The organism is Pseudomonas sp. NPDC089422, from assembly GCF_044749405.1.
GTDB lineage: Bacteria > Pseudomonadota > Gammaproteobacteria > Pseudomonadales > Pseudomonadaceae > Aquipseudomonas.
Genome location: NZ_JBIVHW010000001.1, coordinates 324,092 through 349,908 on the forward strand (window position 1 = coordinate 324,092; position 25,817 = coordinate 349,908).

Genomic DNA, 25,817 nt, shown 5'->3' on the forward strand with positions numbered 1-25,817 from the left:
TTGCCACCCCAAGCAAGCCTTGCCCATGAGTCAGATGAGCTTCTCCGATTTCGAGTACGCCGGTAAGCGCAAGCAGACCCGCCGTGAGCGTTTCCTGGCCGACGTGGCGCAGGTCGTGCCGTGGATCGGATTAGTCGCGTTGATCGAGCCGCACTATCCAAAGGCCGGTGGTGGTCGTAAGCCTTATCGATTGAAAACGATGCTGCGAATTCACTTGTTGCAGAACTGGTTTTCGCTGAGCGATCCGGCGATGGAAGAAGCGTTGTACGAGATCACCTACATGCGCCAGTTTGCTCGGCTGACGCTCAGCGCGCCGATTCCCGAAGTCACGACGATAATGAATTTCCGACACCTCCTGGAGAAGCATCAGCTCGCGACAGGGATTCTGGAAACCATAAACAACTATCTGCAAGACAAAGGCCTGTCGCTGCGCCAGGTCACCATTGTCGATACCACGATCACCCATGCGCCCAATTCGACCAACAACAAGGAAAGCAAGCGCGATCCATAGATGTATCAAAAAAGAAAGGCAACCAGTACTTCTTCGGCATAAAGGCGCATATCGTGCTGATACTGAGTCAGGTGCTGGTGCACCACATTCGCGGCACTGCTGCGAACGTGGCTGACGTGTCGAAGGTTGTACATCTGTTGCATGGCGCAGAGAACGTCGTCTGTGCCGATGCGGGCTATACCGGCGTTGAGAAATGACCCGCGCATGAGGGGCGACCAGTCATCTGGCAGATCGCAGCTCGACGTGGCACTTACAAGCAATTGGGCAAACGCAGCGTGCTTTACAAAGCCAAGCGCAAGATCGAAAAGGCCAAGGCCCAGTTGCGTGCATAGGTGGAGCACCCGTTTCGGGTAATCAAACGTCAGTTTGGCTATGTAAAAACTCGCTTTCGTAGCTCGGCCAAGAACACGGCACAACTGACGACGATGTGTGCGCTGTCGAACTGTGGGGGAGGGCGCCGGCAGTTATTGAACCCTGTGGAGAGGTGCGTCCTTAGCGCGCAAGAACCAGGGCAAAGCCATGGTTTTGAGCCGATTGACACCTAAAAAATCTGTCTCGCGGCGTCGAGACGTTGCTCATTGCGCGCTCGGGGCAACCTGCTCGGAGTTTCCCTAAAATGGCGATATTCCGATTATGAAACCTGCAGCGTGCTCCATACAGACCGACGGCAGGCTGGCCCGCAGAACGAATCCTGTCACATAGCCCGACAGTGGCATGAAGCGCATTGCAGGCAGGATGGCGGTACGACTATCACCGAGAAATCGCACCACAGAATATTCCGACCTCTGCGCTGAGTCGATAACGTTCACTTAATACTGGCCTGGCGAAATTGCACCTACTGGACACCTCCTCGGCCTTCTGGGGATGTCTGCTGACGACACCTAAACCAATATCGAAAAAGCATTGCCCCCATGAAGCGCTATCTACGGTTTTGTCTCATTTTCCTGCTTTGTCTGTCGCTTCCCTTGATTGGGATGGCGGGCGTTCAAGCATCGACAGAACCTTGCCTCATGGATGCTGGTGACATGACGACAATAAATGGAACGGCGTGGGACTGCTGCCAAGGTACGAAGAGCCCACTCGACCACAGTAAGTCGTGTAAGCCTGGTCAAGAATGCAAGAGTGGAACCTTGTTTCAGATCACCGGCGTAAAACAACCTATCGGTTGGTCACATCCAATCGGCGTTTCGTTTTCCAATGATTCTTTTCCCCTACAAGTCCCTTCAGGGGTTTGGCGTCCACCCCGGGGTTGATTGATTTCCTACATTGAGTCGGTCTCGACTTCATGGCGGACTCCAATTGCGCCTGCAATGCGCGCGCAGTTGATGGGCACGTCAAAAGATTTGCATTCTGCATATCGACATAGGGCGTTGCAACTTTAAGCGCAACAGCCTGCATCACCTTTCTTAAATCATCGTGGATAAAGATTTTATGAACAAATTCATTGCGGCTTTTGCACTCGTCTCCTTAACTATTACCGGTACCGCTAATGCAGGTCACGGTGGTCATGGCGGCGGCAACCCCAAAAACAATGGAAACTGGGAGGCGGCGAGCGCAGCTGCCCAGTTGGAACCACTCTTCGTGTGGAAGGACGGAAAGTTGGTGGGCAACGTGAACCATGAGAAGCCGCATAGAGATCTCGCAGTTAAAGGGGCTAAGAGCTAGTAAGGTGATACTCGGCACCTCTCCGCTTCATTGGGGAGAGGTTGCCAAGCACCGGCCTAAGCCGACACGTTGCTGAAATTCTCTGTTCAAGACCGTGATACGTAATCATGGCTTAATGCAAGGCTGGTCATATAGGTCTCTCTGAGGGTTTTTGGCAGGCTGTTTGCGGCATTAACTACTTGATACTTAAAGACGTTTTTAATTGCATTGATCCCATGAAGCGCTTTCTGCGGTTATGTCTCATTGTCCTGATTAGCCTTGCGCTTCCCCTCGGTGGGATGGCGGGGGGGCAGGCAGCGACAGAACCTTGCCCGATGCAAACCTTGGGTATGACAATGATGGATGGCATGGGGCCAGACTGCTGTCAAGATATGAAGGGCGGTCCGGCTGACCACGGCAAGCCGTGCAAGCCTGGTCAAGAATGCAAGACCGGCGGGGTGTTGCAAGTCTCTGTGATAAAAACTTCGATTACCCCGCTCCAACCCGTAGTCACTTCCTTCACCAGCAGTTTTTTACCTGTACCAACCCCATCTGGGGTATGGCGTCCGCCGCGCATTTGATTCCTGTTCCTATTTAAAGCTCATTCTGCATTAGCGGGATGGACTAATGGCGTCTGCTTTTTTGCATGCGCAATGGATGATCACAGGAAACACATAAATGAACTCTAAATGCTATTGCATAGGCTGGCCGTTGATGGTTGGTCTTGCGGCAAGCCTATTCGCCTTGCCGAGCTTTGCCGCACCACTGACGCTCTATGAAGCGTTGCGGCTGGCTGAGAACAACGCGCCCTCGCTGCAGGCGCAAAATGCAAAAATCCAGGCTGCCAGCAGTGCAGCCATTCCGGCCGGTGAGTTACCTGATCCGCAGCTAGTTCTTGGAGTGCAAAACTTTCCTATCGGCGGCCCCACTCGCGGGAGCATTGACGACGACTTTATGACCATGCGAACTGTCGGTCTGAAGCAAGAGATGCCCAACAGTTACAAGCGCAAGGCACGTATCGAAATAGCCGATGCGGCAGTTGTTAAGGCGGCGGCAGAGCAGCGTATAGAGCGACTTAATGTACGTCTGTCCACGGCGATGGCCTGGATCAAAAGTTATTCAATTGAACGAAAAGATATGTTGTTTAGGGAGTTCTACAAAGAAAATCGCCTGCTCCGCGATACGGTTCAAGCTCAGATAGCCAACGGGCGCTCCCAGCCGGCCGATGCTGTCACAGCCAAACAAGAAGCAGCACAGTTGGAGGAGCAGCAGGATGAACTTGTACGTCAGCGAGCCCAAGCCCGAGCTTCTCTCCAACGCTGGGTCGGCCCTTCGGCCGACAATGAGCCTGCAGGTAGCTTACCGAATTGGCCGATTGATGCCTCCGGTTACTTCCACCAGCTTCCTCAGCATCCAAGACTCGCAGCGTTTGAATCCATGACCCGCGTAGCGCAGGGCAAGTTGCGCGAAGCCGAGTCAGAAAAACATTCGGATTGGAGCTGGGAGTTCGATTACCAACACAGAGCTCGCGAGTTTGGAGACATGGTGAGCGTACAGTTCACCTTTGACCTTCCGCTGTTCCCTGGTTCCCGCCAGAACCCAAAGATTGCATCCAAATACGCAGAGCTCAATCAGATTGAGGCTGAGCGCGAAACTGTTTTGCGCGAGCATCACCAGGAACTTGAAGATGATTTAGCCGATTATCAACGGCACAGCCGTGCCGTTGAGCGAAGCAAGGACACCCTATTGCCTTTAGCCAAGAAAAAAGTTGAGCTAAGCATGGCTAGCTATCGCGCGGGTAAAGGTGATCTAGGTTCTGTAGTCACCGCTCGCCGCGAATTTATCGAAGCCCGTCTCAAACAGATTGATGTTGAAGAACAGCGTGCACTGGTCACCGCTCGCCTCTATTTAACCTATGGGGAGTCCGCCCAATGAACTCATATGTCTGGAAGGTAGCAGTGCTAGTGGGCGCCTCAGTTGCCTTCGGTTCCGCCGGTGGATATTGGCTGGCGAAAGCACCAATGGAAGGTCTACAAAATGATTCAATGCTCCCGGCAGTCAAAGATTCGGCCGAGAAAAAAGCGCTGTATTGGTATGACCCGATGTTTCCCCAGCAAAAGTTTGATAAGCCAGGCAAGTCGCCTTTCATGGAGATGCAACTAGTACCTAAATACGCTGAGGTAGGTGGAAACACTGCGTCCGTTCAAATTGATCCTAGCCTGACTCAAAATATTGGCATGCGACTAGCTACGGTCAGCAGAGGCGTAGTGGCTTCAAGTGTGAGTGTGGTCGGTGTACTAGCGTTTAATGAGCGAGACATTGCTGTTGTTCAGTCTCGAACGGCAGGATTCGTAGAGCGCGTTTATGCCCGCGCACCGGGTGATGTTCTCTCCGCGAATGCTGCGTTAGTAGATATTCTCGTACCAGATTGGGCGGGGGAGCAGGAGGAATTTCTTGCTCTCAAACGGTATGGCGATCCGGATTTACTAACCTCGGCTCGACAGCGTTTGCGTCTGGCGGGGATGCCGCCTGCATTGATTGCCCAAGTGGAACGCAGTGGTAAGGTTCAACCTATCTTGACTATTACCAATCCTATTGACGGTGTGCTTCAAGAGTTGGATGTCCGCGAAGGAATGGCAGTTGCAGCGGGTGAGACTCTTGCTCGCGTCAATGGTTTGAGTAAAGTCTGGCTGAATGTTGCTGTCCCGGAGGCTGCAGCTGATTCAATCGCCGTGGGGCAATCAGCTGGGGCACGCTTCCCTACATTCCCAGGGCAGGTGATCCAAGGCAAGGTCAGCACGATTCTTCCGGATACCAATCCGGACAGTCGCACTATTCGTGTTCGTATCGAACTGCCTAATCCTGAGGCTCGTCTGAGACCGGGTCTTACCGCTCATGTAGTACTCAATCATTCAACTGATGAAAGTGTGTTGTGGGTACCTAGTGAAGCCATCATTCGCACGGGGAAGCGCGCTCTGGTGATGATTGCGGAAGAGGCTGGCCGCTACCGCCCCGCGGAAGTACAGATTGGTCAGGAGAACGACGGTAAGACCGCAATCTTGAAAGGTTTGGAAGAAGGGCAGCATGTGGTGGCCTCAGGGCAGTTTTTGCTCGACTCGGAGGCAAGCCTAAAAGGAATCGTTGCAACTCCACTGGAAATGTCATCGCCAAGTGTTTCTACCGCTCCGGCGTTGCATGAGTCGCAAGGCAAAGTTCTCGAAATCGACAACACCCAAGTCAAAATCGCCCATGGCCCGTTTAACACTTTGGGAATGCCAGGCATGACTATGACCTTCCCACTTGCTAATGCAGCGCTAAAAGCGGGGATTAAACCCGGAGATAAGGTTCGATTTTCAGTAAGTCAGAACGATGACGGTTTACACGTTGAGCAACTGGAAAAATCAGGGGGCAAGCCATGATTGCTGCCCTGATACGTTGGTCGGTGGGTAACCGGTTCCTGGTATTGCTCGCGGCGCTATTTATCACCGCGTGGGGAGTCTGGTCAGTCCAAAGAACACCTATTGATGCGCTGCCGGATCTCTCCGATGTGCAGGTCATCATCCGTACACCTTACCCAGGTCAAGCACCTCAAATTGTCGAGAACCAGGTAACCTATCCGCTAGCTACCACTATGCTTTCAGTGCCCGGCGCCAAGACCGTGAGAGGATATTCCTTCTTCGGTGATAGCTTTGTATACGTACTCTTCGAAGACAGCACAGATCTGTATTGGGCTCGTTCGCGGGTTCTGGAGTATCTCAGTCAGATTCAAAGCAGGTTGCCTACCAGCGCCAAGCCGGCACTTGGGCCGGATGCAACTGGAGTGGGTTGGATCTACCAGTACGCACTGATAGATCGCACAGGTGGACATGACTTAGCGCAATTACGTGCATTGCAGGATTGGTTCCTCAAGTTTGAGCTCAAGACCTTACCCAACGTAGCGGAAGTGGCAACCGTGGGAGGTATGGTCAAGCAATATCAGGTTCAGCTTGATCCGCTGAAAATGGCCAGCCTAGGCATCACCCAAGGTGAGGTGACTGAGGCCATTGGCAAGGCGAACCAGGAGACTGGTGGGGCTGTGCTAGAAATGGCTGAGACGGAATTCATTGTGCGTGCCTCCGGCTACTTGAAAACGCTCAACGATTTTCGGGCTATCCCCCTCAAACTGGGCTCAAGTAGCGTGCCCGTTACACTGGGAGACGTGGCCACAATTCAGCTGGGGCCTGAAATGCGTCGCGGCATTTCCGAGCTTGACGGTGAGGGAGAGACTGTCGGCGGCGTAGTGATTCTGCGCAGCGGCAAAAACGCACGCGAGACCATCGCAGCGGTCAAGACCAAACTTGAGGCATTGAGAGCCAGCCTGCCGTCAGGTGTGGAGATAGTAACTACCTACGACCGCAGCAAGCTCATTGATCGCGCCGTGGAAAACCTCAGCCACAAATTGATCGAAGAGTTCATAGTGGTAGCACTGGTATGCGGGATTTTCCTGTGGCATCTACGTTCCTCCTTTGTCGCAATCATTTCCTTACCGATCGGCGTATTAATCGCATTCATTATCATGCGTCATCAAGGGATCAACGCCAACATCATGTCGCTAGGAGGGATCGCCATTGCTATCGGAGCCATGGTCGATGCTGCTGTGGTAATGATTGAGAATGCCCACAAGAAGATTGAAGCCTGGCACGGGGCGCACCCAGGAAAGGAACTTAAGGGCCAAGAGCATTGGAATGTTATGACAGAAGCTGCGGCGGAGGTTGGGCCTGCGCTGTTTTTCTGTTTGTTGATCATCACCTTATCATTCATTCCAGTGTTCACGCTGGAAGCACAAGAAGGACGATTGTTCGGGCCGCTAGCTTTCACCAAAACGTATGCCATGGCTGCAGCGGCAGGTCTGTCCGTAACGTTAGTGCCGGTACTAATGGGATATTGGATTCGCGGAAAAATACCAGATGAAAAGCATAATCCGTTAAACCGCTGGTTGATTCGCATTTATCAACCTGCCCTAGACGCCGTATTGAATTGGCCAAAAGCAACGATGCTTGCGGCGTCGTTTGTATTCTTCAGCGCCTTATGGCCCCTAAGTCATCTTGGAGGCGAATTCCTTCCACGCCTGGATGAAGGTGATTTGCTTTACATGCCTACGGCGTTACCTGGTCTATCAGCGCAGAAGGCGTCACAGCTCTTACAGCAAACGGACAGGCTGATCAAAACAGTTCCCGAGGTCGAGCACGTCTTCGGTAAGGCGGGTAGAGCCGAAAGCGCCACTGACCCTGCGCCACTGGAGATGTTCGAAACAACAATCCAGTTCAAGCCTCATGATCAGTGGCGTCCCGGTATGACCCAAGAGAAACTAATTGAGGAGTTGGACAAAGTTGTGAAAGTCCCAGGACTAACCAACCTCTGGATTCCACCGATTCGCAACCGCATCGATATGCTCGCCACCGGTATCAAGAGCCCTATTGGGATCAAGGTTGCCGGTACAAATCTGACTGATATTGACTCGGTTACCCAGGCTGTTGAGAGCGTGGCGAAAAGTGTGCCGGGTGTCAGTTCCGCTTTGGCCGAAAGGCTAACTGGCGGCCGTTATATCGATGTGGATATCGACCGTGCGGCATCTGCTCGTTATGGAATGAACATCGCCGATGTGCAGGCCATTGTGGCTGGTGCAGTTGGCGGTGAAAATGTGGGCGAGACCATTGAGGGACTCGCGCGTTTCCCTATCAATGTGCGATATCCACGTGAGTGGCGTGACTCACCTGATGCCTTGGAACAATTACCCATCAACACACCTATGGGCTTCCAGATCACTCTGGGCACAGTTGCGAAGGTGAAGGTAAATGATGGCCCTCCCATGCTCAAGAGCGAGAATGCGCGCCCCTCGGGCTGGGTGTACATCGATGTACGGGGTAGGGACATCGTCTCTGTAGTTGCAGATCTACGTCAGGCAGTGAGCGAGCAGGTAAAACTACAGCCTGGAATGAGCTTGGCGTACTCGGGGCAATTTGAGTTTTTGGAACGGGCAAACGCTCGCCTCAAATTGGTGATTCCGGCCACTTTGCTAATTATCTTAGTACTGCTTTATCTCACCTTTAAGCGCATCGATGAGGCTGCGTTGATCATGGCAACTTTGCCCTTCGCGCTATCGGGTGGGGCATGGTTCATTTATTTACTAGGTTTCAACCTATCAGTCGCTACTGGGGTGGGCTTCATCGCCTTGGCAGGTGTGTCTGCAGAGTTTGGCGTGATCATGTTGCTCTATTTAAAAAACGCTTGGCAGGAAAGCCAGTGTATTGGGAAAACCTCTGAAAAAGATCTAGTAGCGGCAATTCGAGACGGCGCAGTTCAGCGTGTTCGTCCCAAAGCGATGACAGTCGCAGTCATTATTGCTGGCTTGCTGCCGATTCTACTAGGCACCGGCACTGGCAGTGAGGTGATGAGCCGCATAGCTGCACCGATGGTCGGTGGCATGGTTACAGCCCCCTTGCTTTCCCTATTTGTCATCCCTGCGGCGTATCGACTGATGCGCCGACGTAACCTCGCAGTTGAAACCAACAATCCAGAAGGAACCATCATATGAGACAGCCCCTAGTCGCCATCATAACCGCCGTTGCGGCACTGTCTTTCAATGTGTCTGCAGAGGAAATGAACATGGACGGTGAATCTATGCTAAGCATGCACGCGAGTCAGACTTCTAAGCAGGTAACCAGCGCCAAAGCGGAGGGCAATATCAAAATGATTGACCAAGAGAAGCATATGGTGACGATCGCTCACGGCGCAATTCCGGACATTCAATGGCCAGCAATGACTATGGGTTTTACAGCAACCCCTGAGCAGGTCATGGAGCTCCATGAAGGTGATAGTGTGGCATTCACATTTACCCTTGTAGGTAGCGCTGCGAAAATTGAGTCAATCGAAAAAATTAAGTAACCAGAGATGGATAACCGGCTCGAAATTCGAGCCGGTTAGGGAGTCCCTGAGCAAGTTTATCCACTCCGAAACAACTAACGTCGCGACAGTGCAAGGTCGATTTTTCAGAAATCAAACGCTTCAAAATCAAGGCTGTCCTAGTTTTTGCGCGCTACAGGCGCATCTCTCCCGCCGCCCTCAATAACTGCCGACGCACCATCCTCAGATTCGACATTGCAAACAGCGTGGTCAGTTGCGCTGCGTTCTTGGCCAAACCGCGTAAACGAATCTTGACACAACCGAACTGGAACTCGATCACTTGGAACGGTTACTCTACTTTTGCACGCACCTGCGCCTCAGCCTTCTGAATCTTGCGTATGGCTATTTAAAGCGCTCTGGATCTGCTACAAGTGCTTGTAGATACCGCTTTACGCTACGATCTGCCATATCACTGGCCGCCCTTTGTGTTCCGGTATTTCTCAACACCGGCGTAGCCCACATCAGTACAGATGATGTTGTCTGCGCCATGCAGCAGATGTACAACCTTCGTCAAGTCGGCCACGTTCGCAGCAGTGCCGTAAACGTGCTACACCAGACTTAATTCAACATACATGCCGATGTAGGCTTTCATATTGAATTAGTACTGGTTGCCCTGATTAGCCTGATGCATCGCCGGCTCGCTGAGCGAAAACCAGTTCTGTATCAATGGGATGCGCAGCATGTTTGCAAGGGGTAGGGTTTATGAGCGCAATCGGGCTTCGGGTAGTACGGCCCGATAAACATGACCAATCATCCCCCGGCACCACCTGCTCCATCTCGGCCAGGAAATGCTCACGGCAGGCCTGACTGCGCATACCGGCGTACTCAAAATGGGGAGTTCATCTGACTGACGGTCAGGACTTGTGAGGGGCTGGACTAACGAGGGGCTATTTCAGTACGGGTTGGGCGCACTATGCTTGATCGGAGGATCCCTGGTTTCAGGAACAACAGTACATAGGTTGTTTCGCGATGCAGGCGAAATTTTATATAAAGTCATAAATAATGCGCACGCTACTTAAAAGCGCCCCCGCAATAAGACAGGGGCGCATTGTAGCTAGCGAAATGTATCACTTGTCTATAGAGAACAGGCCCTTGGGAAGATCTTTGCCGTGCTCATTATAGGCCGCCTTAACACTCAGGTACGATTCCATTTCATCGATATACCCGTCATGATTAGTATCTTTCTTTTCGAATACCGCTTCTCCATTCGGTGATACAGTCAAAAACTCAGCGCGGGAAATTCGACTATCATGATCGGTGTCAATTTTGTTGAAAATAGCGTCACCGCACTGGCCTTCGCCACACTTACCTTCAGCCGTCTTCTTTTGATTATCCGCTTTAGCTTCATATGTCCCAGCACCACACTTTCCCTCGCCAGTAACATTTGCAGAAGCGAGCATGTAACCTTGTTTCAAAGGTTCGATCGCGAACGAGGAGCCGCTGACTGCAAGTCCGGCAAGCGCAGCAGTGACAATGCAAGTTTTCTTAAGAGACTTGTTTAAATCAGGCATAGCTATTCTCCGTGCATGATGCGGCTGAGCCGCCTTGTAGTACCGCGATTGCAGTACAAAAAAATTGGACATTAGGATCCGCCATTAAGATAGAGCCCCACCTCGCATGATTAATTAGGGTTCTATCATGTGGTAAAAAAGTTTTATATTTGGGGTCGCTCCGTTATTAGGTATATAGCCCAGCACCGTAAGTGTGTCTGGCTACGGCGCCATGTTATCCGTAATGTTCTGCAGTTTTTATGTTGCCATTATGGCTGCCGAAATTCTAGATTAAGTAATGTCAGACTCCGATCCACTTTTAAGGTTTATCCACCACTATCGCAAGCCTCGGATAGCTTTAAATGCATCTAAGATGCGCAGATGGCCCTTGGAGTCCAGTCCATACACACCTTGATCACTTGGCAACGCACCGAGGAGTCTTCAGGTAGTGATAAGATTTTTTAATGTCTAGACTCATGCTGTAAGGATGTGGTTCTGGGAGAGTTCTGTTATCAGTATGTGCAAGGCTTCCCAAGTTAAACTAATAGCCAGCATGCTAGCAGCTCTCAGATCATGAACCTTCTTCATGAAACTAGTCTCTTCCATATTCATGAAGGTGGAAGTGTAAGTGCAGCGCTACATCAGATGCCGCCAGTGTAAACACTGAAAGTTGCGTGGATGTGTCTGGGCCAAGCAGTATTGTTTAGCAAAGTATCAAAAGGCCACTGAGATACACAGTGATACATTTCTCGTCGTTTAACAGTATGAGTTGGAGCATGGCAACGCTGGAATGCGGAGGTGAGCGGCCTAAAGGACTCAGGCTGACTGACCCGTGCTGAACGTAGCCCGACCCATCGAGAATGCCTCTTGACCTAGATAGAGCCTCTTTTCCCGTGAAGTGGGTTGCTATAGTTGACCGAACCACATTATCCAGCTGTCGGTGGCGGTCGTAAGTAAACCATGCAGCGCACCTACTTGCCGAAGAACTAGATATCGAAGATCAGTCGGACGCGCTATTTCGCATCGACCTATGCTCATTGCGGAAGTCTGCGAAAACGGAGCCATGACGAATTTTCTCTTTCTGCTGGAGATACATCAGGTGGAGACGGGTATCCAGCAGATCATCAATTTTTGCTTGCGAAGAAATGGCTGGTCGTTTTGCCAGGGCGCGATTATCAATATTACGATCATCCAGGCCAATAACAATCAAGATAAGAGACATATAGAAATGCACCAGGCGAAGAAAGGCAATCAATGTCTATCCAATACTGCCCTTGGAAGTGGGTGGTGCATTCAAATTAATTGTATTGATATCGATCTGTGAGGCAAGGCATAAGTTACATTTAATGCGGTTTGCGGAAGTGTGGTTTTCCCGTGGCGGTATGGGTTCGCGTCATGTTGGCGATTATATATAATCGAAGGCGTAACTTGCTCTGAGCCCCATTAGGCTAGTATCGGCTGGGGCGCAGAGGTCCATATGAAATTTGCTTGTTTGTGGCTCAAGCTTGCATCAGCATGAACTCAATTATGCTGCACTTGTTTGCTGTATCCGGCGATGGTTACGTTGTGCCAGTTTGGCAGTGACTTTGAGTACGATGGCGGAAAAAATTATACAAAAACCTAATGCATACCAAGCATTCATAGGTATGCGTTTGCCAAACGATAAGCAGAAGTCCGCTGCGATTAACCAAGTACCCGTGCTGTGCAACAATTTCCAGGCGCGACCACCGAGAGTTTTCATAGCCCACGAGAATGAGGTTAGGCTGAGCAGCAGGATAAACAGATAGCCTACAGAGCCAGGGATATTCGTTGCCGCCGTGCGGCCGGCCCAAAATATATCCGGGAATAGTTGTGCGTATGCCAATATCAGGATGCCATGTAGAAGATGGGAAAATGCAAAGGCCAGTCCAAGAATGCGTCGCTCGCGTAGCAGAGCTTTTGTTGTCGAGTTAGGCAGCAAGAATGCCAGTGATGAAGCGAGAAAAGTCGCTAGGAAAAGCGCGAAAGAAGTACGTGCAGTAGTTCGAATAGCGCTGCGTAATCCATCCACCAACTGAGGCTGCCAGAGAAGTGCAACAGTAGTCACGATGAGGACGAGTAGTGCGAGCATGCTAAATAATCCCCAGCCACGCAGGTTTGAGGAAGCGCCGATACGGTACATATTGAGACCCCTTCAGTTAATCGCGCCTAGTGAAATACCAGGACGTTACCTATCTGATTCTCACCGCGCGGCTCGTCGACTACATGTCCGCAATATATAGACTTGTATCATTGTGTATAATTCTCTATATTTGGTACAGTGCGATACATTAATGTGCGTATGCACCATGCTCGCGTTTCAAAAAGAGACTGGAGCACAGTTCTGTCGTGGTTGGTAAAAAAGATTTCTGGGTGCTGCGGCAGTTTTTCGTTTTCTGAAAGAAGCTGGAGACCAAGGATTCCATGGACTTAAATGCAATGGACAGCTGTCCTCGTGAGTGATCAGGAAAACTCCAATTCACTAAATCCTGCACACGTCGAGGCATTGGCATTTAGGGATTCTCCGATCTAGTCAGCACAGGCCGCACGGCCTGTGCTGACTAGATCGGAGAATCCTTAGTCATTTCAAGCGTGCTTTAACTGGAGCGTTAACAGAAAGGTACTCGCTCCCACGGATTGTCGGTACCCCGGCTCGCACACCCACCCATCGCCGGTGTAATTGATCACGGCGTTTTGGGTGGGTGAATCGCAACACATTCACCGCCGGAGCTACACATCCAGCCATCGCCCGAGTAGTTGATAATGGCGTTTTCGGGCGGATGTACTTCAATACACGTGCTCCCTGACTTGCTGTAGGGGCCCGGAGAGGGGGAGGTCGGTTCAGCTTCAATAACCACCCACTTTTGCTGAATGCCACGAACCAAGGTCAGGATCTTGCTTTGGCCTGGCGTGAATTAGTAAGTCAGCCGCTGAAGGAGAGGGCGCTAGTCGCCCTAGGTTGCCGCTCGCTTCGGGAGCCAACGAGTGGTAAGCGATCTGAGGGTCGCCCCGGTCAGCACCAGCACGTTGACCGCCTGGAGGTAATGGCAGAGTGGGAAGGACTGCCTGCTTGATGACAGTGAAAATTGGCATTTATGCGTTTAACCTTGAGCGATCAAACTCAACAGAAATTTCAGGAAAAAAGAGCCCGCGAATGCGGGCTATGAGCAATTTGCTCAGTCAAGCGCAGCGATGAAGAAGCAAACCAAACCGGGTGACCAAACCTACACCTTGGCGAGCTTTTGTACCGTCCGCTTTGAAACTTCACTATAGCGCTCCAGAGGGCCATCTCTGTCGATGTAGCACCCCTGGAGGTGGCGTAAGCCTTCATTAGGGTTGTAGCTAGTCCGTCCATGCAGGACTCGGCTGTTGTCGAACAGCATCAGCTCGCCTGGCTGCAAGCGGAACTTGAGCTCATAGCGATGGCTATTGAACAACTCCGCCAGGCGCTTGCGTGCTCGATGAAATGCTTGGGTAGTCTCATTCGATAGAAGGGGCAGTTGATCAAGCCTTGGGCTGTAGTGCACACCCACGGTGCGGCCCTTGTCGTCAACGTCGATCATTGGACGGGATGCGGCAAGCTCAACCCCCATATCAACAAAGCGGAAGCGCACGGGTACATCCCGGAGCAATTCATAGCCTTCGCGATCTTCCCGCTTGAGCGCCTCAACCACGCTCACACTATCAACCAAGGTTGAGAGGCCTCCGGTGGTTTCGTTGATCAGGCAGTGAAGCAGCTGGATACCCGGGACAGGATCACGGTATGGATTGTCCGTATGAGGCCCCAGCCTTACGCTGCGGTAGGCCAAGTCATTGGAGAGGGGTTTGGTGTAAACCTCGAAATACTTGCCGAAATTCGTCTCTTTCACGTAGCCGAATTTGCTACCCACTTGGAGCACGTGTTCCTTATCGCCTGGTACGTCTCGCAAGACGATGAAACCGTAGCGCAGGTAGGACTCAAGGGCGGCAGCAAAGGATTCGTCGTTCTCCATTTCCGGCCATTCGTGGGTCACCTCGGCTAGTGCCAGGGTGCTATCCCACGCTTGTGGGCTCGGGCCGTTATAGTGGGGCTGGGTTTCAGCCAAGACTTCGGCTGCTTCATACACGGCTTGGTGTCCGTCACTGAATACCAGCTCCGCTTTGCTGTCTGGGAGCAGAGCGACGCTGATCAGGCTCAGATTTTCGTCTAGCAGATGAGAGTCGAACAAGCGTTGACGGGTGAGGTTGTCCACAGCCTCAGCATCTGGACTTTGTTCGCGTAGCCATAGCGCTGGTAGCTCGACTACTTGGCTTGCAGTCGTCAGCAATACGGCGGGTGGCGAGGTCTGAAAAGTGATCTGCTCTTTCGTGTTCATCTCTTGTTCTCGTTCAACTCCGCGCTTGTGTTGTCGATCATCACGTCGACAACACAAGCACTTCAGCAGCTGAAATCAACGATGTGGAATTTCAAGCTCAACGCTGCTTAGCTGGGCAGGAACTCCTTCGCCCAGCCGAGGCTTGCCACGTTGCGCTCGATCATCGAATCAATCTGATCAGCACGGTAACCTGCATCCGCCAAGACCTCGCGGGTCGAGTGGCCCCAGCGCTCTGGGAGGCTCGGGGCACGAATCGGAGCTACTTCGGGGCGGATGGCCAGCGGGTCAATCTGCGTCAGGCAGTGTCCGCTCGGGTGTTTGCGGTGGATCGAGAACGAGAAACTGCCGTTATCAGTGCCAGGCTTCCCATCTGCCTCGCGGCTGTATTGGCCACGCAGCGATTCGATCGATTGTGGCACGGCGACAGCAACATCAGCCTCGTGGAGGCGGGCCTCCCAGTACGCCGACGGTGCGGCGGAAAGTGCCTTGCGAAGGAAGGCAGAGATGTCGCTTGCCTTGCTGATACCAGCCAGACCCTCGACAGCTTCCAGCTTCGCCAATTCGCTCGGATTGGAGTCGACGAAGACCCAGCCATCCTGAGTGGCGTAGAAGTGGGAAAGAGGGTTGTTGCCCAGTGCTTGTCGACCTGATGCTTCGTTGAAAGGCCCACGATCTGCGTAGTCAAACGCGAACGGAACTTGCGCCAGGTTGGTAATAGCGGACAGGGAGGTGCGCGAGCGAGTTGGTTCGCCAGTGCGGATGCGGTGGTAGATCGATACTGCCATACCCAGCCCAGCGGCGAACCCGCAGTTCACATCCAGTGTTCCCAGGTGGGCATGTTCCTCTGGGGTAGCAGGGCCACCGAAACGGCTCATGATGCCGCTGTGCGCTTGGATGATGTCGTCGTAGCCGATGAAGTCGCTTTTCGGGCCTACCAGCGGGCCACCAAGGCAGTCCAGTCGGCAGAACAGGACGCCAGGGTTGATAGCCTGGAGCGTTTCATGGTCGAGCCCAAGAGGTTTGATCTGGCGCTCAGGGGCGTTGATCACAACGATATCGACGGAGCGAACCAGGCGGTTGAACACTTCACGCCCTTCGGTCGAGGTGATGTCCACCAGGGCGCTACGTTTGCCCATGCCGGTTTGGAAGGTGAACAGCGTACCGATCAGAGGATCGTAAAGCGGCTTCACGGGATCCAGCTTGATGACTTCGGCGCCGAAGCGAGAGAGGAACGCGGTGGAGTGCGGGCCGGCGATCACGTTAGTCAGGTCGAGGATACGCAGACCATCGAGCCAACCTTCCTTGTCGGTGGTCTTGATGTTGCGACCTACAGGGCGGCGGATTTCTTCGGACTGGGCGACTTGCACAAGCTCCTGGCGCGCTTCTTCAAATGTCACGAAGCTACGTGGACGCGGTGTCACCATTTGATCGGCATAGCCTTCCAGCCAGACGATAGGCCCTGGTTGCTTCATCAGCCCATAAACTGGGTCGTTGACTTCAACAATCAGGCCTGCGGCGTTGGTGTGAGGGTGATTCACCCACTCTTGAGTAGTGCGGTGCGGCGCGCCAGGGATTTGTCCTTTACCGAACACCTCACCCCATTCTTCTGAGGTACGGGTGATGAACGCCTTCTTCATCTTGGCGGAAATATGATCTGCCCATTTCTTGGGTAGCGGATACACACCAATCGAGGTTTCACCATCCCACTCACTGATTGGAGCGTGGAGGTCATTCACCTCAGGCAGTCCATCAGCAACCAGCTCGTCGTAGATACCGAGAACCTGCAGGGCCCGCTTAGCATGGTTGCGATGCGATGGGCACACGCAGTAGAACAGGCGACCATCGGCGCACTCGTAGGTGCGATAGAACGGATCCAGGTACTCCTGCAGGTCTTCGTAGCTCAGATCCATCGGCAGGTTGTTTGCCTTGCGATGCTCGATCTCATGCTCACGCATGGTCTTGTAGCGCTCAGGCAGGCCTTCAATCACATACGAGTTGTAAGACAGCCCCTCCATCAGGGCCGAGACTACCGGCACCTCAATCGCATCACCCCGGCCAGTACGCTCACGCGCTTGCAGAGCCAGAGCCACGGAAGAGGCGGCGAGGGTGGTCGCATACGCAGAACCCAGTGGCAGTGGAGAGAAGCTTGGATTGAGGCCCAGCAGGACGCGGTTGAATCCCATGTCAGTGAAGGCGCCGGCAGTTGCGGCGACCACTGCTTCTGTGGCCTTCCAGTCACGGCGCAGCTGGTCGTTGCTGGCAAAGCCTGGAATGGAGAGCGTGATCAGTTCAGGGCGCTGTTCACGCAGAGCGGCAAAGTCGATGCCCAAGCGTTTCATCACGCCTGGACGGAAACTTTCAATGACAATATCTGCAATCGCGATGAGCGATTTGGCATCTGCCAGGCCTTCAGCGGACTTCAGATCCAACCGAATGCAACGCTTGTTGCGATTGAGCACCGCGTTTGCAGGGTGCTCCCATTGCGGGCCTTCAGGCGGATCGATATGAACGACTGTCGCGCCGAGGTCAGCAAGAATCATCCCCACGGCGGGGCCTGCGATCTGCTGCCCGAAATCGATAACGCGCACACCATCAAGCGGCAGTTTTTTATTATTGCTATTGGTCATTGCAGAACTCCTGGATGCAGGAACTGGTTCAAGGTGCCAGCTGTTTTCGTTCCGGTGCCTGATTAAACGGAGCCGTCTCTCCGTCCTTCAAAAGCACCGTCGCTGGGCCATCCTAGGAGCGCTTGTTCGCAATGACCATCAATCAATATTGGCCCTGACCCCCTGTTTTATTTATTGCGCAAGGCATAAGTAAAACCGTCCCTAACTGCCAATATTTATTGCTTTTCAAGCAGGCTTTTCCCTTCGAAGAATAGGGCCGCCCGGTAGCAACAAATCCTGCGTACCACGAACTACGTAATGGCTTTGTCTGCCGGGCATCAAGTAGCGCACCACTCCAGCTGACAACTCGAATAAACCGGAGTCACGATGTCCAGTCAGACCATTCTTCCGCGCATTTTGCAGGTAGGCGAAAACGCCAGCGGCGCCGTCGCGGGTGTCATCAAATCGCTCTCCTGCCAACGCCCCATCATCATCACCGACAGGATGATGGTTCAGCTTGGTTACACCCAGAAAATTGTGGAGGTACTCCGAGCGGAAGGCATGGATGCCGAAGTGTTCGACGATACCGTACCAGAGCCGACGGTGGCGTCTATCCAAGCTGGGGTAGACCGAGTCCGTGAGGGGGATTTCGACTGCATCATCGCTCTTGGTGGCGGCAGCCCTATCGACAGCGCAAAAGCGATTGCGATTCTTGCCCGCTACGGTGGTGTCATGAGGGATTACAAATTCCCTCGCGTGGTGAATGAGGCGGGACTGCCGATCATTGCGATCCCCACTACCGCAGGCACCGGTTCTGAAGTCACCCGCTTCACTATCATTACTGATGAAAAAACCGACGAGAAGATGCTGTGTGTCGGTATCGGATTCATGCCAGTGGCAGCACTCGTTGACTATGGTCTGACGATGAGCCTGCCCCCGCGTATCACCGCAGACACGGGCATTGATGCCCTGACCCATGCGATCGAAGCGTACGTGAGTCGCAAAGCCAATGCGTATAGCGACGCCCAGGCGCTCATGGCCATAAAACTGATCGGGCCGAACCTGCGCAAGGCCTATCACGAAGGCCACAACGCTGAGGCCCGCGAAGCGATGATGCTCGGCTCCACCCTGGCAGGTATCGCCTTCTCCAGCGCCTCTGTCGCCCTGGTGCACGGTATGAGCCGGCCTATTGGTGCTCTCTTCCATGTACCACATGGGTTATCCAACGCCATGCTGCTGCCCAGCGTAACCGCCTGGTCTATCCCTGCCGCTCCCTCTCGCTATGCCGACTGCGCTCGAGCCATGGGCGTCGCTCACCAAGTTGCTCCAGATGACGTTGCCAACGCGTGCCTGCTTGAAGAGCTGCATGCGCTGAACCGGGAGCTGAAGGTGCCCACGCTTGAAGAGTTCGGTGTCGAACGCTCGGTCTTCTTCGACCGGCTGGAAACCATGGCACAACAGGCTCTCGCCTCCGGTTCTCCTAACAACAATCCTCGCGTTCCTAACGCATCGGAAGTCATTGAAATTTACAAATCGCTTTGGTCATAACAACAAGGAATTCACCATGCAAACTCTTGGTCATTTGATTAACGGGCGTGTCGACCTGACCGCAGAACGCACTCAGGATGTGTACAACCCTTCCACGGGCGCCGTCAGCAAGAAGCTGGCGCTGGCTTCCAAAGCAACCGTAGAAGCCGCCATCGCCGCTGCCGATGTTGCTTTCCCGGCCTGGCGCGATACCCCGCCAATCAAACGTGCTCGCATCATGTTCCGTTTCAAGGAGCTGCTGGAACAAAACGCTGATCACATCGCAGCCTTGATCGGAGAGGAGCACGGGAAAATCGTTCATGACGCCCTGGGCGAACTGCAACGTGGCATCGAGAACGTGGAGTATGCCTGTGGTGTGCCAGAGCTCCTGAAGGGTGAGCACACCAAAAATGTCGGCCCGAATATCGACTGCTGGAGCGAGTTCCAGCCACTGGGTGTTGTTGTGGGTATTACTCCTTTCAACTTCCCTGTGATGGTGCCGCTGTGGATGATTCCCATGGCGATCGCTTCCGGTAACTGCTTCGTCCTGAAGCCTTCCGAGCGTGACCCAAGCTCGACCCTGTACATCGCCCAGCTGCTTCAAGAAGCGGGCCTGCCAGACGGCGTTCTGAACGTTGTTCAAGGCGATAAGTTGGCGGTCGACACTCTGATCCGTGACTCCCGCGTGCAGGCTGTCAGCTTCGTCGGCTCGACTCCAATTGCCGAATACATCTACCAAGTGGCGACCACGCACGGTAAGCGTTGCCAAGCTCTGGGTGGCGCCAAGAACCACGCGATCGTCATGCCGGACGCTGACCTGGACAACGCTACGAACCAGCTCCTGGGAGCGGCTTTCGGTTCTTCCGGCGAACGTTGCATGGCCCTTTCGGTCGCTGTTGCGGTCGGAGATGCGACCGCTGATCTGCTGGTAGAAAAGCTGCAGGCCGCGATGAAGAGCCTCAAGGTCGGCCCTTGCCATGACAAGAGCAACGACTTTGGCCCGCTGATCACCCGCGCTCACCAAGCGAAAGTTGTCGGCTACATCAACAGTGCCGAAGCTGATGGTGCAAAAGTAGTAGTGGACGGGCGTAAAACCTCCGTCGAAGGCTACGAGGAAGGCTTCTACGTTGGCGGCACGTTGATCGACCATGTCACTCGGAAGATGGACAGCTACCGCGATGAGATCTTCGGCCCCGTTCTGCAGGTCGTGCGAGTGCAGACCATGCAAGAGGCCATGGAACTGATTGATGCCCATGAATACGGCAACGGTACCTGCATTTTCACCCGCGACGGGGAAGCTGCTCGCTACTTCTCCGACCGTATCAAAGTTGGCATGGTAGGTATCAACGTACCTCTGCCGGTACCGGTCGCCTACCACAGCTTCGGCGGCTGGAAGCGCTCGCTGTTTGGTGATCTCCACGCCTATGGCCCTGATGCTGTGCGGTTCTACACCCGTCGCAAGACCGTAACGCAACGCTGGCCATCCAGTGGAGTACGGGAAGGGGTGGAGTTCTCGATGCCGACCATGAAGTAACGTTTTTCATGTAACGCCCAGCCACGTCCGCCACTGCGGGGACGTGGCTTTTTGCGTTAACATTCCGGCACAGCAAAATAAAAATCGTGAGTGCACCCAATGAAGAAACGCTTGCCTCCGTTGAACTGGCTGAGAGTCTTCGAAGCATCAGCTCGTCATCTTAATTTCACGCAAGCTGCCACCGAGTTGAACCTCACCCAAGCGGCAATCAGCCAGCAAGTCAAAGGCCTCGAAACTCAGTTGGGCACGACCCTATTCAAGCGCTTGCCGAGAGGCCTCGAGCTTACCGAAGCCGGGCAGGCATACATGCCAGTCGTGCACGAAGCGATCGAGCGGCTCATAGTGGCTACTGACGAACTATTCGGACAGGGCCGTAAGCGCTATCTGACAATCCGTGTAAACCTGGTTTTTTTCACGACTTGGCTTGCCGCACGCTTAGGTAAATTTCGTGCGCTTCATCCAGAAGTCGGACTTCATTTCACCAGCAATATCTGGCACGACGATGAAGCGAAGGAGGCCGATCTTGAAATTCGCTATGGGCGCGGCGTTTGGCCTGGGATGCGTTCTGCGCGTTTGACCTGGGATGAGCTGTTCCCAGTCTGTAGCCCCAGCTTGCTGGAGGGCGTTGGCGAGATGTCAGCATCTGAACTGCTCGCTGAACAGACGTTGCTGCACGTCATCGGATATGAGGAAGGGTGGGGCTATTGGCTAAATCAGACCGGACATCACTTCATCGACCCATCACAGGGGATGCGATTCGATACATTGATCACTGCTTTAGAAATGGCGAAGGCAGGCCAAGGTCTTGCATTAGGCAGGTCTTCTCTGGTCAATGACATGCTGTCCGATGGCACACTGGTTGCGCCAGTTTCCCTTAAAGTCCCAACGTCTGAGGCTTTCTACCTGGTTGGCCCTGCTGTCGATTATTCGCGCCCTGAAGTGACACTGTTCTGGGATTGGTTAGTAACAGAGGCAGAATCATCTCGATAAAAAAAGTCCCCGACCTGTCAGATGACTGGCCGGGGCAGAGGTCAACCATCAAATGTGCAGGTGTGCGATTGCGGTTTTCTGAATCGCACTCCAATCAATTTCCAACCCGAGGCCATTCAGTGTTGGGGCAGTGACCATACCCTGGTCATTCGCACGGATCGGGTTCGCTGTGGCAAACTCGAACGCTTCATATTCACAAGCTTGTTCGAAATAGGTGCAATTCGGCTGGCTGAGCATCAAATGTAGATTCGCTGCTTGAGCCAGTGAATGCCCCCAGCTTTGCAGCTCTACCTTGAGGCCACTCTGAGCGGCACGGCGCATGATGGCCAGGGCAGGGGTAATGCCCCCGCAGGTCATTGCATCAACCCGTACCCGGCTCCAGCAATGGTTATCCATGGCGTAGTCCACGAGGAGCGGGTCTGTGATTGCATTGCCGGCGGCGAGCACCGGCACGCTTAGCTTTTCACTAAGCGCCTGGTAGCCGGTGAGGTCATAGTCATCCAGCGGTGCTTCAAACCAGGCGTAGTCGCACTCAGCAAGAATTCCTCCGACGCGGAGGGCTGCGCAAAGGTCATACTTTTGCTCAACGTCGAGCATCAACGCCAAGCCTTTTTCTCCGTGAGCGCGATGCACCGCCTCGACCATCTGGGCGTCTTTATCTGCATCGCACCAGCAGTGGAACTTGAGCGCCCTGAAGCCTTTCTCTACCCATTGACCTACGTACTCAACGTAGGCTTGAGGGCTGGATAGCACCGGGGTACTGGCGTAGGCTTCGATCTGATTGCGGTGGCTACCAAGCATCTTATGCAGGGGCTGACCAGCCGCTTGAGCAGCGATGTCCCAGAGGGCAACATCGATCAAGGCTTGTGCTTGAGCTGAGCGAGCATACGCCTTGGGTTTGAAGTGCTGCCACAGCACTTCACGTTCATGTGCTGATCGCCCCGTCAAGTCTGGGATCATGTCTCGCAGTGTTTCTGCGAGAACTATGTCCGGGCCGTGGAAGGTGTAAGAGTCTGTCCCAGCAGAGCCCACGATGCCTTCGCGAGTAAAAATGCGAATAAAGGTGTGGGTGGTGCAAGGATCTGGCTGTTCAGGCGTCCAGGTCGAGCCGGGTTGAATGGGGCGGCATACGTATACCTCTACCCGATCAATGATCAAGTCGTTCATTACATACCTGCTAGGCAATTTAGAAGTACAGGTTTTTGCGTGTCCACAAGACCGATCTCAATTCAGCTAGAGTATGTGTCAGTCGTTGTGAGTCTCATGAGTAGCGTTTTTAGCTCTCACTTTTTCTTTTGTTAGTGCCGATCACTGATCGGCACTAACTGTTTTCGGTGCTAAGCCATGCTGTAGCGATTAATCAAAGACTCATCTAACTCGATCCCCAAACCAGGCGCGTCTGGAACGCGGACACTGCCGTCTTCAAGTGGCAGTAAATTTCGCACTTAGCCATATCGCCTCTTCGTCAACGATCTTTATGCATGGACTTCCAGGGTGCGCGTTTTAACCGCAGTGAGCGGAATCTCAATCTCTTCGCGCTGCATCATGGCTTCTTCAATGATTTGCTGGGCCGGTACCGAGCCATAGTCTTGATGCAGCCATTTCAGCAGTCCCCAAATTTTCACCAGCAGGATCAGGACAAACGGGATGGCGGAGAGAATGACTGCGGTTTTGAGGGTATGAAGCGAAGCATTGATGTACAGCATGGCCAAGGGGAGGGCGGCAAGCATGATGCACCAGAATAGGCGCAGGCCAGGTGTTGGATCATCGCCTTCACGTAGATTGCGAGTGCTGGTAGCAGCCACGGTATAGGCGACAGCATCCAGGTGAGATGCCAGGAAGACCAGCATCAAAAGGAAGTACAGAACGGAGAACAGCTTGCCGAAAGGAAGGCTATTCAGCAGCAAAGATACTGCAGCTTCGCCGCCGACACCGCTGAGCATCGCAGGCGCGTTGATGGCGCCAGTGATGAACTCATGAATCGCGTAGCTCTGCAGGCTGCCGAAGAAGAACCAGCAACCACCGCAACCACCGAGCACCATCGCCATGATGACCTCACGGATGGTGCGGCCACGAGATACCCGGGTCACAAAGATAGCTACGCCAGGGGTGTAGGTGATCCAGTAAAGCCAATAGAAGACCGTCCAGCCGCGTGAAAATTCGCCAGAGCCGTTCGGGTCGGTGGACAGGCTCATTTGCACAAAATTCTGCACGCTGAGGCCGATGGCATTGGTGAGGTTATTCAAAATGAAAAGGGTTGGCCCCAACAGCAAAACCACAAGTCCGAATGCCAAGGTCATCCCACAGGCCATATGGGCAAGGCGCTGCATACCAGAACCAATGCCGATCCAGGAGCTAGCGGAGAAAACCACAGTCACGGCCAAAACCAGGGCAGCTTTCGTAACGAAACCGTCAGAGACACCCGTAAGGTCAGATAGGCCCTTCGCAACCGTTGAGGTCGTGAGAGTAATGGTCAAAACGAGGCCGCCGAACGTTGCAAACAGGAAGATCACATCGATGATTCTTCCAACTGGGCCATGTGCCTTGAGGCCTGTGATGGCCTCCACAACGGCAGCCAGGCTCAGGCCTTTGTTGCGGCGCACATGGAAGTGGTAAGCCAGTGCGAGCGAGGCAATGCCATAGATCGCCCATGGGGTGATGCCCCAGTGGAAGAAGGAGTAGGCGATGCTGTAGTCGAGCGCCTGCGGGGTTGAGCCGGTGATTCCTAGGCCGGGGGTCAGGTAGTAATAGGCCCATTCCATAAAGGCCCAATACATGGTTGCAGAACCGAGGCCTGCACAAATGAACATGAAAACCCAGCTGGTGTTGCCGTATTCAGGCTTTCCGGAGCCAAGACGGATATTTCCGTATTTGCTGAATGCCAATCCGACGATCAGCAGTACGCAAAAGAAGCCAAGCAGTTGTACAAGTGAACCGAAGGTCATGGTGGCTTGGGTGAACAGCTGATCAGCCAAGGTTTTGGCTTGGTCTGGAAATGCTGTCAGGGCCGCAACGATAGTTGCTACAACCACGATGCTGGTGACGATTAGCGGTACGTCCTTGCGTGGAGCTAGGGTAGAGTCGTGATGATTACTCATGTTGACCTCCTGGAGCGGAGGCGACAGACAGCACAGCAACGATTAATGCTTGCATAGTGGGATCCTGATGTTGTCATTATTAGATAGGGCCGGCCACAGGAGGGCTGGAAGCAATCTAGGCCAGGCGGGTTGGCAAGAAAATCGACGTTTCCTAATAAGTCTATTACGGTCGCTTATGAATGATTTTGAACCTTTGCCTGCAGTGACTCGTCTTCCACATCTGAGTCTTTTACTAGCTTTCAAGTCGGTCGCTGAGCTTGGCAGCTTCACCCGTGCTGCCTCCGCGTTGCACCTTTCCCAGTCCGCCATAAGCCAGCAAGTGGTCAAGCTGGAGGAGGTTCTGCAGTCACAGCTTTTTGATCGTTCCACACGATCAGTGGTGCTCACCAGCGCGGGCCAAGAGCTACTTCAAGATCTGAAAGGGCCGCTTGAACAATTGATTACGGCTCTCAATCGCTGCTCTCGCAAAAACCAGCCACCGGTTCTCCATATCGAAACTGAACCACTGATCAGTGCTTTCTGGCTCACCCCGCGACTTAAGCAATTCACAAAGCAGTTTCCGGAGGTGAGGATTCAACAGATCCTGAGTACCCAGCGTGTAGAATTCCCAGAGCAGGTTGAGGTAGCGATCAAATGGGGAGGGGAGCATTGGCCTGGTTTTGAAGCTGAGTATTTCCTGAGCTTGAACTACGCACCGGTATGCTCGCCTGCCTTACTGGACGGCTCACCTCCGTTGCGACAACCAGCCGACCTGGCGAAGCATTGCTTGCTCCATGATCGAAACTACCAGGATTGGAAGCGGTGGCACGCCCTGTATCCTGATGAGCTTTTGAACGTGGAGAATGGCCACGTTGTCACTGATTCCAACGTGCTGGCTCAGATGGCAATCGAAGGTTACGGAGTCGCTCTGTGCGCGACTGAGCTCATTGAGCGGTCGTTGCGAAGTGGCGAGTTGGTCATCCCGTTTCCCGAGATGACCATGCGCCATACTCTTGCCTATTACATACTTACCCGGCCACAGCACACCTTGAGCCCAACTGCAAAAAACTTCATAGATTGGCTACGGAGAACGGTGGCTGAGCACTCGGATTGATGAAACTGC

General features: G+C 53.4%; 18 protein-coding genes and 2 pseudogenes. 12 read left to right on the top strand and 8 right to left on the bottom strand.

The features are described from left to right. Positions 1-25: 25 nt before the first annotated feature. The 8 genes and pseudogenes from ACIPZ8_RS01490 (at position 26) to ACIPZ8_RS01525 (ending at position 9,079) form a co-directional block, all read left to right on the top strand. Positions 26-1,007, top strand: a pseudogene (locus ACIPZ8_RS01490) (IS5 family transposase). Positions 1,008-1,422: 415 nt separating this feature from the next. Further along, positions 1,423-1,764 carry a hypothetical protein gene (locus ACIPZ8_RS01495; RefSeq protein ID WP_400719241.1) on the top strand — a complete coding sequence of 114 codons (342 nt, stop codon included), beginning with the start codon at positions 1,423-1,425 and terminating at the stop codon, positions 1,762-1,764. Between the two features lie 178 nt (positions 1,765-1,942). Continuing rightward, positions 1,943-2,176 carry a hypothetical protein gene (locus ACIPZ8_RS01500; RefSeq protein ID WP_400719242.1) on the top strand — a complete coding sequence of 78 codons (234 nt, stop codon included), beginning with the start codon at positions 1,943-1,945 and terminating at the stop codon, positions 2,174-2,176. A 215-nt stretch (positions 2,177-2,391) separates the two neighbouring features. Further along, entirely contained in the window at positions 2,392-2,736 is a 345-nt protein-coding gene (locus ACIPZ8_RS01505) for a hypothetical protein (RefSeq protein ID WP_400719243.1), read from the top strand. Between the two features lie 97 nt (positions 2,737-2,833). After that, on the top strand, positions 2,834-4,090 hold the full coding sequence (locus ACIPZ8_RS01510; RefSeq protein WP_400719244.1) for a TolC family protein: 1,257 nt from the start codon (positions 2,834-2,836) through the stop codon (positions 4,088-4,090). Beyond that, positions 4,087-5,574 (top strand): efflux RND transporter periplasmic adaptor subunit, encoded by a 1,488-nt coding sequence (locus ACIPZ8_RS01515; RefSeq protein WP_400719245.1) that lies wholly within the window; start codon positions 4,087-4,089, stop codon positions 5,572-5,574. The genes ACIPZ8_RS01510 and ACIPZ8_RS01515 overlap by 4 nt, the downstream gene beginning before the upstream one ends. After that, the gene (locus tag ACIPZ8_RS01520; protein ID WP_400719246.1) at positions 5,571-8,729 is read left to right on the top strand and encodes an efflux RND transporter permease subunit; all 3,159 of its coding nucleotides are present in this window, start codon (positions 5,571-5,573) and stop codon (positions 8,727-8,729) included. The genes ACIPZ8_RS01515 and ACIPZ8_RS01520 overlap by 4 nt, the downstream gene beginning before the upstream one ends. Next, positions 8,726-9,079 carry a copper-binding protein gene (locus ACIPZ8_RS01525; protein ID WP_400719247.1) on the top strand — a complete coding sequence of 118 codons (354 nt, stop codon included), beginning with the start codon at positions 8,726-8,728 and terminating at the stop codon, positions 9,077-9,079. The genes ACIPZ8_RS01520 and ACIPZ8_RS01525 overlap by 4 nt, the downstream gene beginning before the upstream one ends. A gap of 151 nt (positions 9,080-9,230) precedes the next feature. Here ACIPZ8_RS01525 and ACIPZ8_RS01530 read toward each other — a convergent pair. From ACIPZ8_RS01530 to ACIPZ8_RS01555, 6 genes and pseudogenes are all read right to left on the bottom strand, one after another. Beyond that, a pseudogene (locus ACIPZ8_RS01530) lies at positions 9,231-9,912 on the bottom strand (transposase). A gap of 252 nt (positions 9,913-10,164) precedes the next feature. Continuing rightward, a complete protein-coding gene (locus tag ACIPZ8_RS01535; protein ID WP_400719248.1) occupies positions 10,165-10,608 on the bottom strand; it encodes an EF-hand domain-containing protein in 444 nt (147 codons plus the stop codon). Positions 10,609-11,587: 979 nt separating this feature from the next. Then, the gene (locus tag ACIPZ8_RS01540; protein WP_400719249.1) at positions 11,588-11,842 is read right to left on the bottom strand and encodes a hypothetical protein; all 255 of its coding nucleotides are present in this window, start codon (positions 11,840-11,842) and stop codon (positions 11,588-11,590) included. Positions 11,843-12,112: 270 nt separating this feature from the next. Further along, positions 12,113-12,748, bottom strand: coding sequence for a hypothetical protein (locus tag ACIPZ8_RS01545; protein WP_400719250.1), 636 nt, complete (start codon positions 12,746-12,748; stop codon positions 12,113-12,115). A gap of 1,081 nt (positions 12,749-13,829) precedes the next feature. Next, on the bottom strand, positions 13,830-14,960 hold the full coding sequence (locus ACIPZ8_RS01550) for a TauD/TfdA family dioxygenase (RefSeq protein ID WP_400719251.1): 1,131 nt from the start codon (positions 14,958-14,960) through the stop codon (positions 13,830-13,832). 107 nt (positions 14,961-15,067) lie between these two features. Beyond that, positions 15,068-17,587 (bottom strand): CoA transferase, encoded by a 2,520-nt coding sequence (locus tag ACIPZ8_RS01555; RefSeq protein ID WP_400719252.1) that lies wholly within the window; start codon positions 17,585-17,587, stop codon positions 15,068-15,070. 366 nt (positions 17,588-17,953) lie between these two features. Between ACIPZ8_RS01555 and ACIPZ8_RS01560 the strand changes: the two genes are divergently transcribed. From ACIPZ8_RS01560 to ACIPZ8_RS01570, 3 genes are all read left to right on the top strand, one after another. Further along, positions 17,954-19,114: an iron-containing alcohol dehydrogenase gene (locus ACIPZ8_RS01560; RefSeq protein ID WP_400719253.1), complete on the top strand. Its 1,161-nt coding sequence runs from the start codon at positions 17,954-17,956 to the stop codon at positions 19,112-19,114. Positions 19,115-19,130: 16 nt separating this feature from the next. Continuing rightward, a complete protein-coding gene (locus tag ACIPZ8_RS01565; RefSeq protein WP_400719254.1) occupies positions 19,131-20,627 on the top strand; it encodes a CoA-acylating methylmalonate-semialdehyde dehydrogenase in 1,497 nt (498 codons plus the stop codon). Positions 20,628-20,726: 99 nt separating this feature from the next. Next, positions 20,727-21,617, top strand: a complete 891-nt coding sequence (locus tag ACIPZ8_RS01570; protein WP_400719255.1) for a LysR substrate-binding domain-containing protein — start codon at positions 20,727-20,729, stop codon at positions 21,615-21,617. A gap of 48 nt (positions 21,618-21,665) precedes the next feature. Here ACIPZ8_RS01570 and ACIPZ8_RS01575 read toward each other — a convergent pair whose 3' ends face one another. Both ACIPZ8_RS01575 and ACIPZ8_RS01580 read right to left on the bottom strand, forming a co-directional pair. Further along, a complete protein-coding gene (locus ACIPZ8_RS01575) occupies positions 21,666-22,784 on the bottom strand; it encodes a mandelate racemase/muconate lactonizing enzyme family protein (protein WP_400719256.1) in 1,119 nt (372 codons plus the stop codon). A 308-nt stretch (positions 22,785-23,092) separates the two neighbouring features. Beyond that, a complete protein-coding gene (locus ACIPZ8_RS01580) occupies positions 23,093-24,715 on the bottom strand; it encodes a BCCT family transporter (RefSeq protein ID WP_400719257.1) in 1,623 nt (540 codons plus the stop codon). Positions 24,716-24,890: 175 nt separating this feature from the next. Between ACIPZ8_RS01580 and ACIPZ8_RS01585 the strand changes: the two genes are divergently transcribed. Then, positions 24,891-25,808, top strand: a complete 918-nt coding sequence (locus ACIPZ8_RS01585) for a LysR substrate-binding domain-containing protein (protein ID WP_400719258.1) — start codon at positions 24,891-24,893, stop codon at positions 25,806-25,808. The last annotated feature ends 9 nt before the right edge of the window (positions 25,809-25,817 follow it).